Below are 12,999 nucleotides of genomic sequence, written 5' to 3'. Positions count from 1 at the left end.
TGGTTCGCCGGCAGGGCAAGTACACGCGGTCTCGGACGAGTCGCCACTTCTTCATCGAAGGAGTGCACGTGTCCACCCGTACCCCGGTCTCCACCGGTACCCCCACCGCCCCTCGGCTCCAGGACGCCTGGGTCGCCCTCACCGGGCTGTCCGCCGTCTTCCTGTTCGAGATGCTCGACAACTCGGTGCTCAACGTCGCGCTGCCGACGATCGGCCGTGACCTGCACGCGTCGACCACCGCACTGCAGTGGGTCACCGGCTCGTACTCGGTCGTGTTCGGCGCCCTGATGCTCCTCTTCGGCGCGGTCGCCGACCGGTTCGGCCGTCGGCGCGTGATGCTCGTCGGGCTCGTCCTGCTCGGGCTCGCGAGCCTCGCGACCGCCCTCGTCACGACCACCGGTGAGCTCATCGCCGTCCGGGTCGTGATGGGCATCGCCGCGGCGATGACGACGCCCGGGTCGATGGCCCTGGCGTTCCGGCTCTTCGACGTCGAGTCGCTCCGCATCCGCGCGCTCACCGTGATCTCCACCGCGGGGCTCGTCGGCCTCGCGATCGGCCCGACCGCCGGCGGGTTCGCGCTGGCGGTCGCCCCGTGGCAGGCGCTCCTCCTCGTGAACGTGCCGATCGCCCTCTTCGCGTTCGTCGGGATCCGGCTCGGCGTCCCCGCCGACCGGGCCGAGGACCTCCATCCCGACCGGATCGACGTGGCCGGCGCGGTGATCGGGACCACGGCCCTGGTCGGGGCACTCGTGACCCCGACCCTCTTCGTCGAGGCGAGCCCAGCCTCCTGGCCGGGTTGGACCGGTGTGGCCGTGACCCTGCTCGCCGCCGTCGCCTTCGTGCTCCGCGAGCGGACCGCGGCCCAGCCGCTCCTGGACCTGACGCTGCTCACCCGCCCGCTCGTCGCGAGCGGACTCGCCTACAAGGCCGCCGCCGGGCTGGCCGTGTCCGGACTGTCCTACATGGTCACGCTGCAGCTGCAGTTCGCGTGGGGGTGGGCGCCGTCCCTGGCCGCGCTCGCGATGCTGCCGCAGGTCGTCGTGCTGCTCGCGAGCGGGCGGTTCGTCGGGCCGTTCGTCCAGCGGGTCGGACTGGGGCGGGCCGCGTGGATGAGCGCCGGCGCCGTGGTCGCCGGACTCGCGGTCTTCGCCGTCGGCGGCCGCGCCGGGTACGGGTGGATCGTCGTCGCGATCGTGCTCGTCGCCGCCGGGATGCGGGTGGTCGGCGTGGTGGCCGGGAACAACGTGATCCAGGGGCTGCCGGCGAACCGGACGTCCGTCGGGGCCGCACTGGTCGACACCGCGAGCGAGATCGCGAACGGGGTCGGCATCGCGGCGATCGGCACGATCCTCGCGGCGCTGGTGTCCGGGAGCATCGCGACGACGTCGTGGACGCCGGAGCGGCTCGCGACGTTCGAGGGCGGGATCACCGTCGCCGGCGTGGTGCTGACGGTGATCGCTGCGGCGCTCGTGGGGGTCGGCATGGTGTGCGCCCGCACGCGTCGGTCTTCGGCGACCGCCTGACGCCGGGCCGGGCCGGCGGGTTCAGGTCCGCCGGGGTCAGATCTGCCGGGGTCAGGTCCGCCGGGGTCAGGTCCGCCGGACGATCGGCGGCGCAGTCCACTCCCCGTCGAGGACCGCGTCGTCCGGTTCGTACATCCGGAGGATCGGACGGAAGTCCCCCGCCGGGCTCGGCAGCCAGTTCGCGTTCGGGTCGGCGGGTGGCTCGTGGCTGATCGTGATCGTCAGCGCGCCGTCCTCGTCCCGCACCAGCCCCGGTGTGCGGTCGCCGACCGAGTACCGGTCGATCGGGTTGGCGACGAGGAAGTAGTCGGGGACCGAGTACATCGTCAGCGACCAGAACGCACCGACCGGCGGCGTGGGGTCGAGGCGGAGTGCGTAGGTCCGACTGCCGGTGAGCTGTTCGTCGTGGTCGTCCACGTACGTCATGATGTACGCCGCCTCGTAGGCGTGGTTCCCCCACAGGCCACCGAGCGCGGCCGCGGCTCGCTCGACGATCCGGAGCTCCGGGTCGGCGATCTCGAACCGTTCGTCGTCGAGGGCACCGACCTCGAAGAAGTCCAGGTTGTAGTCGAAGGCGTGCAGGGTGAGCTTCCACCCGTTGACCTGCGGGCTCGCTCCCGACGACAGTGCGTGTTCCAGCGCCGCGTGTCCGGCAGCGATCCCGTCGGCGAGCGACTCGGTCGTCGCCTCCGGCAGGTCGAGGTAGGGACTCGAGGGCGCGGTGATGCCGGCAGGGCCGAACGAGCGCTGCAACTCGTGGTCGCGCGCTGCGGGAGGGAACTGCTGCGACCAGACGCGCAGCTCCTCGAGGAACGCCACCGCATCGGGGACGCCGGCGTCCGGTTCGGCGAGTCCGACCGGAACGGCAGCCGGGGCCACCGGTGTCAGCGTCGTGGCGTCCTGCAGCGCGTGCACGGTGCTGAGGTCGTCACCGTCGGCGACCGCCCAGCGCCCGACGATGGACGCGACAGTGGTCGGGAAGTGGATCACGGTCGTCGCGGCGAGGTCGGCATCGGCCGTGGACGCATCTGCAGCGTCACCGCTCCAGCCCGGTGGGACGAGCAGGAACTCCCCCGCGGCGGTCCCCGTCGCCCGGTGTCCGACGTAGGCGAAGTTGTCCGTCCACGCCGACACGAACTGCAGCACGTAGTAGCGACCGGCGGTGTCCGGCACACGCAGACGGACCGGCCCGACGCTGAGGTCGATCTGCGCCATCGAGTACAGGGTGTCGTTGTTGATGGTGACGAAGGTGTCGGCGGGACCGGCGAGCGTGCGGGCATGCCCGAACGTGTTCCACGGTGCCGCCGGGACCGCGCCGATCCCGGTCCGGACGTAGCGCCGCACCTGTTCCAGGTTGAACACCAGGGGGAAGCCGTACAGGTACGCCTTGGTCAGGAGGGATCGATCGATGCCGCTGGTCGTCACTGCGTCGCTCATGACGAGCATCCCACTGCGTTCCGCGGCCGTCTGCCCCACCCGGAAGGGGTGACCTGGAGCCGTCTTCGCGCCGCTGCCGCCCCGCTCTGGTGATCGAGCCCGCCCCGTCCTAGGTTGTGCACATGGACCTCGACGACGTCGTCGGCACGGACCTCCACGGTGCGCCCGACCGCCGGGCGATCGTGGAGGAGCACTGGCGCGCGTCGGAGCGCGGTGACGTCACCGCGGAGCACGCGATGTACGCCGACGAGGCGGTCCTCGACTACCCGCAGTCCGGCGAGCGGTTCCGCGGACGCGAGCGGATCGCGGCACAGCGCGGTGGACACCCGGCCGAGCGGCACTTCGCGGTCCGCCGGATCGTGGGCAGCGGCCCGCTCTGGGTCAGCGAGTGCGTCATCACCTACGACGCGGTGCCGACGCGGACCGTGTCGATCATGGAGTTCGTCGGCGACCTGGTCGTGCACGAGACGCAGTACTTCGCGGATCCGTTCCCGGCGGCGCCGGAGCGTGCGGGGCTCGCCGAGCGGTTGCCCGACTGAGCGGGCTGGGCGGGCTGGGCGGGCTGGGCGGGCTGCGCCGGCTGGGCGGGCTGCGCCGGCTGGGCGGGCTGCGCCGGCTGGGCGGGCTGGGCGGGCTGGGCGGGCTGGGCCGCTAGCGTCGCTTGCCGCCGATGCCCGGGACGGCGGTGACCTGACGCATCCACGCGGCGACCTGCTCGGGGTCGAGCTCGTCGGCGGTCCGCAGTTCCACGCCCCGCGTCGCCTTGCCCATCCCGATCGGGGTGATCGGCGGCACCGGGTCGAGCAGGGTCGCCCCGTTGATGAACATCACCTTGACGTCCCCGGCGAAGCCACCGCAGCTGAAGCACCAGCCCTCGCCGACGCCGTAGTACGCCATGCCCCACTTCACCGCGCGGTGCAGCTCGGGCAGTGTGGCGGCCGCCAGCGCGTCCACTGCCTCGGCGATCCCGCGCTGCGGCTGCGGGAGCGAGGCGAGGTAGGCGAAGACGGGCTCGTCCCCCTCCGCGGCCTTCGCCGGGCTCGCGCGTCCGGTCATCGCCTCGGGCAGCGGTGTCACACGCTCCGGGTCGTCACGGTCGTCACGGTCGTCTGGCATCGTGCACCACCTCACTCACGGGCACCGAACGGGTCGGGGCCGCCGACACCGCCGACCGTACCGTCACGGGCGCGCTCGGGTGCTCGGCACGTGCAGCCCGGCGGGGACGGCGCGGTCGTTGCAGTTCGCCGTCGCGTCCGCCGGGACCGCCGCCGGCGCTCCCGCCCCGGGAGCCGCCGACGCGTGCCGGCTGAGCCCGAGCGCGGCGACGACGGCCGCCGCCGCGAACAGACACGCGGTCACGACGAGCGTCCGGTGGAACCCGGCCGTGTCGATCGCCGGCCCGGTGATCGTGCTGAGGAACGCGATGGCGACGAGACCGGCGACACGGGCGACCGCGTTGTTGACCGCGGAAGCGACACCGGCCCGCTCGGCCGGCACCGCGGCGAGCACCGCCGTCGTGAGCGGCGCGACCGTCACCGCCAGGCCCACGCCGTAGACGAGCAGCCCCGGCAGGAGCTGCCAGAGGAAGTCGACCGGCGGGCGGGCGCTCAGCATCAGCAGGAACCCGCACGCACTGATCCCGCACCCGGCGGTCACGAACACCCGTGACCCGAAGCGCCCGGCGAGCACACCGGCGAACCGCGCGAGGAGCAGCGACGCGACCGCGATCGGCAACGTGGCCAGCCCCGCGAGGGTGGCGGGCCAGCCCGCCACCTCCTGCAGGAAGAGCACGACGACGAGGAGTCCGAGCGACACCCCCGCGTAGATGCCGGTGGTCGCGAGGTTGCCGAACCGGAAGTCCCGGATCCGGAACAGCGCCATCGGCAGCAACGGCTCCGGGGCGCGGCGCTCCCACCCGAGGAAGGCCGTGAGTGCGACGACCCCGATCGCCAGGGACACCACCACGACCGGGCTCCCCCAGCCGGCGCCCTGCTGCTCGATGAGACCGAACGCCAGAGCGGCGAGACCCACTGCGACCAGGGCGGCGCCGAGCACGTCGATCCTCGGGCGTCGGTCGGTGCGCTCCGGATCGCTCGACCGGCCGAGGAGCGCCAGCGTCACCACGATCGGGATCACGTTGATGGCGAAGACGGATCGCCACCCCACGAGGTCGACGAGCGCGCCGCCGAGGAGCGGTCCGACGACGAACGCGGTGCTCGTCCACGCCGTCCAGGTCCCGATCGCCCGTCCCCGCGAGTCGCCGGGGAAGGCCGCCGTGATCAGCGCCAACGAGCTCGGCACGAGCAACGCCGCCCCGATCCCCTGCGCGGCTCGGGCGGCGATGAGCAGCCCAGCGGTCGGGACGAGCGCGCAGGCGACGGACGCGAGGCCGAAGACGACGAGCCCGGTCCGCAGGACGCGCAGTTTGCCGAACGCGTCCGCGAGCGACCCGGTGAGGAGGATCAGGGCACCGAGCGCGAGGAGGTACGCGTCCAGGACCCACTGCTGGGTGCCGACCCGGCCGCCGAGCTCGTCGGCGATGGCGGGCAGTGCGACGTTGACGATCGAGCCGTCGAGGAAGGCGACGAAGGAGGCGAGGATCGCGACGGCGAGGATCGTCCGCTGGCTGGGCACGCGGCACCGTCCGCGCGACTACTGCGCGGTCACCTGGTCGTCGGCACCCTCGAGCCGTTGCGCCGCCAGCCAGTCGAGCGTCGCGTCGGCGACCGTGCGCCAGCCGCTGTCGATCGTCAGCGAATGCCCCCGGCCTTCGAACTCCCGGTACTCGGTGACCACGTCGGGGTTGTCACCGTAGAGGCGGACGACGGCGCGCGTGACCGACTCGGGGACGGTGTGGTCCTCGGTTCCGGACGTCAGCAGCAGCGGCCCACGCCCTGCGGTGTGGGTGTCGACCGTCGCCGGGGAGTTGCGTGAGAAGTTCGCGGCCGCGTCCTCGAACAGCGGCCGACCCGGCCCGGGGATCGCCCACGCGGCGTGCAGCGCGTCGGACTCCTCCTCGCTGATGGCGTTCCCGAAGGCGTAGCGGAACTGCTTCGCGGTCAGCGCGACGGTGCGGTGCTTGTTCTTCGGGTTCCCGAGCGCGGGGAAGCCCGACCGGAGCTGCGAGAAGGGCAGGATCTTGACGCCCTTGATCGGTGCCGGATCGATGGCCACCCCGGCGACGGCGAACCCGTTCGCGAGGAGCTCCTGGGCGATGAGACCGCCGAACGAGTGCCCGATCACGATGGGTTTCGTGTCCAGGGTGTCGATGATCTCGGCGTAGTGCCGGCAGATCTGTTCGATCCCGACGTCGTCGAGCCGGTCGGGATCCTCGCGCGTCTCGGCGACGGTGTCCGAGTCGCCGGGCCACCCCGGCGCGATCGCGTCGTACTCGTGTTCGGCGAACAGGTCGATCCACGGTTGCCAGGCAGATGCGTGGATCCAGAGGCCGTGGATGAACACGACCGGGGTCTTCGACATGGTTGCTCCTTCGTGGGTGGTGCGCCCGGCGACGTCCGCGGGGCGGTCACAGGTCCTTGGTCAGTCCGCCGTCGATGAGGAAGTCGGCGCCGGTCACGTTGCCGGCACGATCGCTGGCGAGGAGGAGGACGAGGTCGGCGACCTCGGCCGGCTCGGTGAAGCGACCGGTCGAGAACCCGCCGCCCTCCGCGATGATCCGTTCCCGCGCCTCCTCGGGCGTCACGCCCATCGCCGCGGCCACGGTTGCCGCGACGCCGCCGTCGCCGAGCCACAGCGGCGTCGACACCGGTCCGGGGCTGATCGTGTTGAACCGGATGCCCTGCGGTCCGTACTCCTTGGAGAGGGACTTCGAGAGGTTCCAGACGGCGGCCTTCGTCGCCGAGTAGTCGATGACACCGGGGTCCGGCAGGAACGCGTTCACCGAGGCGATCGTGACGACGTTGCCGCCGCCGCGCTCGAGCAGCAGGGGGATGGCGGCTCGGGTGGTGCGCACGGGTGCGAGCAGGCTCAGGTTGAGGGTGCGCGACCAGTCCTCGTCGCTGACCGCGAGGAACCCGTCCGTCCGGGGCGTGACGGCTCCGACGTTGTTGACGAGGACGTCGAGACCGCCGAAGTGCGCTGCGCGAGCGACGAGTTCAGCGGGGCCGTCCGGGGTGGAGAGGTCGACCGGGACCGCGAGCACCTGCCCGGAGTCGGAGAGTGCGACGAGCTCGTCGGTGATGCTGCGGGCACCCGCGACGACCCGTGCTCCCTCGGCGACGAGCGCCTCGGTGATCGCGAGACCGATGCCCTTGCTCGCCCCGGTGACGACGGCGACCTTGCCGGTGAGGTGGAGGTCCATCACGTGACCGTAGGGCGATCCGGGCGGCGCTGCCTGTCCCCGCTCCTACCAGGGAAGCGCACGGGATCACACGACCGGTGCCGCGAGCGCCAGGGTCTCGAGCGCCAGAGCGCTGGGCGTCCCGGGTTCTGCCTGGTACAGCCAGATGCTCTGACCGTCCGTCCCGGGGAGCGGGAGCCGTGCGTAGTGCAGGACGAGACGCCCGGCCTGCGGATGGCGCAGCACGTGCTCACCGCTGGACGACGTCGACACGTCGTTGCGCTGCCACGCATCCCGGAAGTGCGTGTTGCGCGCGGAGAGCTCCGCCACGAGGGCGGTGAGGCGGGCATCGCCGAGCCGCTGCCCGAACATCGACCGGACGAGCGCGGTCGTCCGCGCGCAGAGCGCCTCCCACCCCTCGTGGAGGGCGCGTTCGCCGTGGTCCGTCAACAGCGAGATGAGGTTGTTCACGCCGATCCGGTAGTTGGGGTTGAGCGCCGGCGCGAGCCGGTTCGTCGCGAGGACGTCGAGGTACCGGTTGTGGACCACCGCGGCGGTGCGGGGCCACGACTCGATCAGCCAGCGCACGTCCTCGTCGACGTCGTCTCAACGCGCGGCGTCCGTCGCCGTGGTCTTCGCCGGACGCGCGAGTTCGTGGAGGTACGCCTGGGCGGCGTCGTTCAGCAGGAGCGCTCTGGCCAGGGCGTCGAGGACCTGGTCCGACGGTCGCGCCTCCCGCCCCTGCTCGAGCCGGAGGTAGTACTCCGTGCTGATGCCGGCCAGGATGGCGACTTCTTCCCGGCGCAGCCCGACCACCCGGCGCACCTGACCGTCGACCGTGATCCCGACGTCGGCGGGCGCGGTGAGGCTGCGACGTGCTCGGAGGTACGCACCCAACGGGCTCTGCGTGGCCATGCCGAATGCTAGCCATCGGGAGCCCACCAGCGCCATGGCTCGAGGCACGACGAGTGAACGCCTTGTCAGGCCCTCCTTCCCGTGGTTCCCTGAACGAGGACGATGAGGGGGGAGACGTTGATCTCGTCGACACCGATGCCCGGGGACCCCTGGCCGCACGACATGGTCATCACCATCGAGGACAGCTCGCACTCGCTGTTCGAGCTGCTCTGGATCCGGGAGGCACGGGATCTGGACGTCGAGGGTGACGACCTGCCCCCATGGCTCGTCGCGACCCCCGGAGTCGAACCGCCGGCGGATGCGACCGACCGCCGTTCCTGGTCCGCTGCCTGGCCGGACATGTGGCGCGCCTGCCTCACGCACGTCGCCGAGGAGCGCGACCCGCGCGTGTTCGACCGGCTCGACAGCACGCCGCCCGGTTCTCCCGAACGGCAGGCGCTGCTCGCGGGGCTGTTCGGCCCCTCCTGGCGGGATGCGTTCGGGGACGACGCCTTCACGAGCGCGTACGACGCGTGGACGACCGCACGCTTCGAGGAGCAGACGGCGCCGTCGAGGCTGCGCCGCGAGCCGGAGCGGGACGCGCTCGAAGCCCTGGTACCGGCGTGGCGAGCAGGTCTCCGGAACGTCGTCGTCATCCCGTGCCGTGGCCGGTTCACCCGGCGCATCGGCGACCACGCGCTCCTCGTCACTGCGGAGACCCGTGACGCCACGGACGACTACGCGGAGGCGCTCCGGTCCTTCGCACGGGCGACGTGAGCACCGTCCCCTGACGGCGCCGGCACCCCACTACCGGCGAACGCGGAGCCGTCCGGGACCGACCGGCAGGAGCCCACCCCGGTACTCGAAGGCGTCCGCGGCCCCGTCCGCGGGGACCACGACCGTCGCGGTGCCGAACCGCCAGAGGCGGTTGTAGAGGTACACGCCGATGACGGTGCCGCCGGCGTCGGGCACGGCCCAGGTGCCGTCACCCCACTGCGCCGGGTGCCCGACACCGTCGATCGTCACGGTCGGGCGGGCGAACCACGTCAGGAACGGGCGGACGAGCCGGAGTTCGACGCGTCGGCGCGTCGTACCGGAGGGCAACGGTGCTTCCACCCGGGAGAGCCTACGGCCGGTACACGTTCCCCATCGCACCACCCGCGAACACGGTGGAGCTGACGAGCTGCAGGTCGAGCTCGCCCGGCAGCCCCGCGAACAGCGCCTCCCCGCTCCCGAGCACGACGGGCAGCACGGCGAAACGGTACTCGTCGACGAGGCCTGCCGCGATGAGCGACCGCGCGAACGACACCCCGCCCTGCGCGAGGAGGTAGTCCCCCGGTTCGGCCTTGAGCCGTTCGATCTCGCCGAGCTCGGTCACCACACGGGTCTCCGCCCAGCTCGCCGGCCCGCTCGACGGCGAGATCCCGGCGCTCAGCCCGGCGAGGTCGAAGTCGGCCTGCCGGGTGACGACGACCTTCGGCGCATCGTTGATCGGTGCCGCCATCGGACTCTCCGACGTGGGCCAGAGGCCGATCCACGTCTCGAACAGCCGGCGCCCGACGACGTGCGTCCCGGCTCCCGCGAGGACGTCCCGGACCCAGGCCGCGGAGTCCGGAGTGCTCCCCCGGAACATCCAGTCCGAGTCGGGTCGCGCCGCGGCGACGAACCCGTCGATCGAGATCGACATCTTCAGGACGAGGTCTGCCATGGGCACACGGTATGCCCGGAGGCCCCCGTGATCAATGATCCCGGGGGCCTCCGTTCAGTGCGACGAGCGCTGATCAGCCCACGTAGTCGTACGTGCTGACCCAGTCGACGAACAGGTGCCCGGAGGCGCCCCAGTTCCCGACCTGGAACATGTAGCGGTGTGCGGTGGTCGGCACGTCCGTGGTGGTCGTCCGGATCACCTTGCCGTCGACCGAGTAGGTCATCGACTTGCCCGGGATCCACTCGACGGAGTAGGTGTGCCAGGCACGCCAGTTCACGCCGGAGGAGATCATGGTGGAGTTCGCCTCCTGACCAGGGGTCATCGAGTGCTGGAACGCCATCGGCGTCGCCTCGAAGTTGCCCTCGGGGAAGTCGATCTCCCCGTCCGACCAGGTGTTCGAGGACGGCCACAGCATGAACGCCGCGCCGTTCCCGTCGCCGCCGGTCGCTTTGGCGCGGACGGTGAACTTGCCGCCGACGTGGCTCCAGGCGCCGGTCGGCGTCCCGAAGGTCCCGGCTGCGCCGTTCGCCCCGTCGAGCTTGACGTCCATGAGGCCGTCGTGCGAGCTGATCTGCGAGCCCGAGGAGTACTGCCCGGCGTCCGGGTAGGGCTGCCACGAGTTCTTGTAGGTCTTCGCGAACGCGCCGTTCGCGGCTGCGGTGGTGCTGAAGTTCTCGACGAACGACTGCTTGAACTTCCCGACGTTGCCGACCGGGGCGGTGACCCCCGCGTAGGCAGCGGTGCCCGAACCCAGCGAGACCGCGACGAGCGCGGTGCTGAGGACGGCGGCGGCGAGTGTCGCCCGCTTCTTGGTGCCGTTGCGCATGATGAGCTGTCACTCCCTGTCGTGACTGGTGGCGCCCGTTCCCTGGGGCGCCCAGCCGGATCTCGGCTGCCCCGAGATCATAGGTGTAATAGACAACTTGCGCAGACGGTTGACCTCGGCCGCCGCGTGCTGGTAGTGCGCACTGCCCGGTACGCCGCACAACCAAAAGCAGCCCGCACCACGGACTTCCGTGGTGCGGACTGCTTCCGGTTGTGCGAGATGCCGCCGAGCGGGTGCCGCCGGGCTGGGCTGCGGGTCCCCCCGGCCGCGCGGCCGCCGAGCGGGCGAGACGCCGCCTCAGTCCTGCGCGTTGATGAGCCCGAGGTACCGCCCGAAGTGCGGCTTCGGCTCGTCGTGCAGGGCGCGCGGCGCCGGCCAGCAGTCGCGGTCGTCGAGGGTCGTCGTGGTCCGGTCGAGTTCGTGGCTCATCGGTTGCTCCTTCGCATGTGGTGACGAGTACGACGTCCGGCGGAGACGAGACATTCCCGTCGCACAACGGAGAACAGTCCGCACCACGGACTCCCGTGGTGCGGACTGTTCCCGGTTGTGCGAAGCCGAGCCACACAAGCGCGCCAGCGCGCCGGCGCCGCCCGCCCTACCGCTTCAGGTTCGTGAGCTCCTGCAGCACCTCGTCGGACGTGGTGATGATGCGCGCGTTCGCCTGGAACCCGCGCTGCGCCACGATCAGGTTCGTGAACTCCTGCGACAGGTCGACGTTCGACATCTCGAGCGTCCCGGACGCCAGCTGCCCGACCCCCGCCGACCCCGGCGCACCGATCGACGCCTGGCCCGAGTTGCCCGTGGCACGGTAGCCGGAGGCCCCGGTCTTCTCGAGCCCCGCCGGGTTGGCGAACGTCGCGAGGGCGATCCGCCCGATGGCGAGCGACGCCCCGTTGGAGAAGGTCCCGACGACGGTGCCGTCCTTCGAGATCGAGTAGCCCTGGAGCGACCCGGCCTCGTGCCCGTTCTGCGACGCGATGGACGAGGTGTTCAGCGCGGCGAACCCGGTGAGCTCGGACATGTCGACGGTGATGCCGCCGACCGCGACGGTGCCGCCGGAGGCGATCGCCCCGTCGGTGCCGAACGAGATCGACGAGGTGGCGGTGGTGCCCTGCCCGTCCTTGGCCTCGACGTTCCAGCCGTCGGCGGTGCGCGTGTAGGCGAGGGACAGCGTGTGCTTGGCGCCGTTCGCGTCGTAGACGGTGGCGTCGCGGGTGATCGTGTCGCCGACGGCGGTCTCCGACGGCAGGTTGCCCGTCACGGCGGCGGCGGAGGTCTTCACGGCCGGTGCGGCGGCGTCGAGCGGCAGCACGATGTCGGTGAGCTGGCCACCGTCGTTGACGACGCCGTTCGTCGCCGGGTAGCCCTGGACGATCTTGCCGTCGGAGCTGACCAGGCGGCCGTCCGCGTCGAAGTCGAACGCACCGGCACGCGTGTAGACGGTGTCGTTGCCGAGGCGGGTGACGAAGAAGCCGTCGCCGGAGATCATCAGGTCGGTCGCCTTGCCGGTGGCCTGGGCCGAGCCCTGGGCGAAGTTCGTGGAGACGCCGGCGACCTGGACGCCGAGGCCGATCTGGGCCGGGTTGGTGCCGCCGACGCCGGTCTGCGGTCCGCCGGCGCCCTGGGTCATCTGCGACAGGGTGTCCTGGAAGACGGTCGAGGACGCCTTGAAGCCGACGGTGTTGACGTTGGCGATGTTGTTGCCGGTGACGTCGAGCATCTCCTGGTGGGAACGGAGGCCGGAGATCCCGGAGTAGAGCGAGCGGAGCATGACGTGTTCCTTTCAGAACGAGGAAGTCAGGACGAAGACGTCAGGACGAAGAAGTCAGGACGAGGAGGTCAGAACGGGGAAGGAAGAACGAGGGGTGTCAGGCGGTCTTGATACCGGAGATCACGTCGAGATCGACCTCCTTCCCGTTCACGGTCACGGTCGGCACGCTCTGCGCGTAGGACACGGCCGTCGCGGTCCCGGTGACCGAGGTCCCCGTGGTGGCGTCCGTGTAGCTGACCTGCTTGCCGACGAGGTTCGCCGCAGCGATGCGCATCTGCAGCGAGAAGTTCTCGTTCCCCGTCGTGGTCTGGTTGGTGATCTGCTCCATCATCGCGAGCTGCGTCTGCTGGCTGATCATCTGGTTGGTGTCCATCGGCGACGACGGATCCTGGTTCTGCAGCTGCGTGACGAGCAGCTTCATGAACACCTCGGAGTCCATGGTCTGGGACTTCTGCGCGGTGCTGTTCGCGGCGAGGGCGGCGGCCTGCGCGGCCTGGTCCACGGAGCCGGTGATCCCGTCGATGGGCATGGTGAGTTCCT

16 protein-coding genes are annotated in these 12,999 nt (G+C 71.3%); 3 read left to right on the top strand and 13 right to left on the bottom strand.

Features of this window, described 5'->3' with window-relative positions:
• Positions 1–68 precede the first annotated feature (68 nt).
• Positions 69–1,523: an MFS transporter gene (locus EDF27_RS15900; RefSeq protein WP_279433196.1), complete on the top strand. Its 1,455-nt coding sequence runs from the start codon at positions 69–71 to the stop codon at positions 1,521–1,523.
• Positions 1,524–1,589: 66 nt separating this feature from the next.
• On the opposite strand, the gene EDF27_RS15895 is transcribed toward EDF27_RS15900, so the two are convergent.
• On the bottom strand, positions 1,590–2,960 hold the full coding sequence (locus EDF27_RS15895; RefSeq protein ID WP_132049907.1) for a DUF1254 domain-containing protein: 1,371 nt from the start codon (positions 2,958–2,960) through the stop codon (positions 1,590–1,592).
• A gap of 122 nt (positions 2,961–3,082) precedes the next feature.
• On the opposite strand from EDF27_RS15895, the gene EDF27_RS15890 reads away from it, so the two are divergent.
• Positions 3,083–3,499, top strand: a complete 417-nt coding sequence (locus EDF27_RS15890; RefSeq protein ID WP_132049905.1) for a nuclear transport factor 2 family protein — start codon at positions 3,083–3,085, stop codon at positions 3,497–3,499.
• Positions 3,500–3,611: 112 nt separating this feature from the next.
• Here EDF27_RS15890 and EDF27_RS15885 read toward each other — a convergent pair whose 3' ends face one another.
• From EDF27_RS15885 to EDF27_RS15860, 6 genes are all read right to left on the bottom strand, one after another.
• Complete coding sequence (locus EDF27_RS15885) at positions 3,612–4,076, bottom strand: DUF1801 domain-containing protein (RefSeq protein WP_132049903.1); 465 nt, start codon at positions 4,074–4,076, stop codon at positions 3,612–3,614.
• 63 nt (positions 4,077–4,139) lie between these two features.
• Entirely contained in the window at positions 4,140–5,594 is a 1,455-nt protein-coding gene (locus EDF27_RS15880; RefSeq protein WP_207909652.1) for a DHA2 family efflux MFS transporter permease subunit, read from the bottom strand.
• An 18-nt stretch (positions 5,595–5,612) separates the two neighbouring features.
• Positions 5,613–6,440, bottom strand: a complete 828-nt coding sequence (locus EDF27_RS15875) for an alpha/beta hydrolase (protein WP_132049901.1) — start codon at positions 6,438–6,440, stop codon at positions 5,613–5,615.
• Between the two features lie 46 nt (positions 6,441–6,486).
• On the bottom strand, positions 6,487–7,281 hold the full coding sequence (locus EDF27_RS15870) for an oxidoreductase (RefSeq protein ID WP_132049899.1): 795 nt from the start codon (positions 7,279–7,281) through the stop codon (positions 6,487–6,489).
• Positions 7,282–7,347: 66 nt separating this feature from the next.
• Complete coding sequence (locus EDF27_RS15865) at positions 7,348–7,848, bottom strand: hypothetical protein (protein ID WP_132049897.1); 501 nt, start codon at positions 7,846–7,848, stop codon at positions 7,348–7,350.
• An 18-nt stretch (positions 7,849–7,866) separates the two neighbouring features.
• Entirely contained in the window at positions 7,867–8,175 is a 309-nt protein-coding gene (locus EDF27_RS15860; protein ID WP_165931535.1) for a helix-turn-helix domain-containing protein, read from the bottom strand.
• Positions 8,176–8,292: 117 nt separating this feature from the next.
• Between EDF27_RS15860 and EDF27_RS15855 the strand changes: the two genes are divergently transcribed.
• On the top strand, positions 8,293–8,931 hold the full coding sequence (locus EDF27_RS15855) for a hypothetical protein (protein ID WP_243698388.1): 639 nt from the start codon (positions 8,293–8,295) through the stop codon (positions 8,929–8,931).
• Positions 8,932–8,961: 30 nt separating this feature from the next.
• Here the strand turns inward: EDF27_RS15855 and EDF27_RS15850 are convergent, their stop codons facing one another.
• The 6 genes from EDF27_RS15850 to EDF27_RS15830 form a co-directional block, all read right to left on the bottom strand.
• Entirely contained in the window at positions 8,962–9,270 is a 309-nt protein-coding gene (locus EDF27_RS15850) for a hypothetical protein (protein WP_243698387.1), read from the bottom strand.
• Positions 9,271–9,280: 10 nt separating this feature from the next.
• Positions 9,281–9,862 carry a dihydrofolate reductase family protein gene (locus tag EDF27_RS15845; RefSeq protein ID WP_132049893.1) on the bottom strand — a complete coding sequence of 194 codons (582 nt, stop codon included), beginning with the start codon at positions 9,860–9,862 and terminating at the stop codon, positions 9,281–9,283.
• Between the two features lie 73 nt (positions 9,863–9,935).
• Positions 9,936–10,688, bottom strand: a complete 753-nt coding sequence (locus EDF27_RS15840) for a family 16 glycosylhydrolase (protein ID WP_132049891.1) — start codon at positions 10,686–10,688, stop codon at positions 9,936–9,938.
• A gap of 297 nt (positions 10,689–10,985) precedes the next feature.
• Positions 10,986–11,117 carry a hypothetical protein gene (locus EDF27_RS20285; protein WP_279433195.1) on the bottom strand — a complete coding sequence of 44 codons (132 nt, stop codon included), beginning with the start codon at positions 11,115–11,117 and terminating at the stop codon, positions 10,986–10,988.
• 166 nt (positions 11,118–11,283) lie between these two features.
• Complete coding sequence (locus tag EDF27_RS15835) at positions 11,284–12,459, bottom strand: flagellar hook protein FlgE (protein ID WP_123703784.1); 1,176 nt, start codon at positions 12,457–12,459, stop codon at positions 11,284–11,286.
• A gap of 97 nt (positions 12,460–12,556) precedes the next feature.
• On the bottom strand, positions 12,557–12,988 hold the full coding sequence (locus EDF27_RS15830; RefSeq protein WP_132049889.1) for a flagellar hook capping FlgD N-terminal domain-containing protein: 432 nt from the start codon (positions 12,986–12,988) through the stop codon (positions 12,557–12,559).
• Positions 12,989–12,999 lie beyond the last annotated feature (11 nt).

This window comes from Curtobacterium sp. PhB136, assembly GCF_004346855.1.
Lineage (GTDB): Bacteria > Actinomycetota > Actinomycetes > Actinomycetales > Microbacteriaceae > Curtobacterium.
Note: the sequence above shows the minus strand (reverse complement) of the source record. Positions and strands in the feature narration are given on the sequence as shown.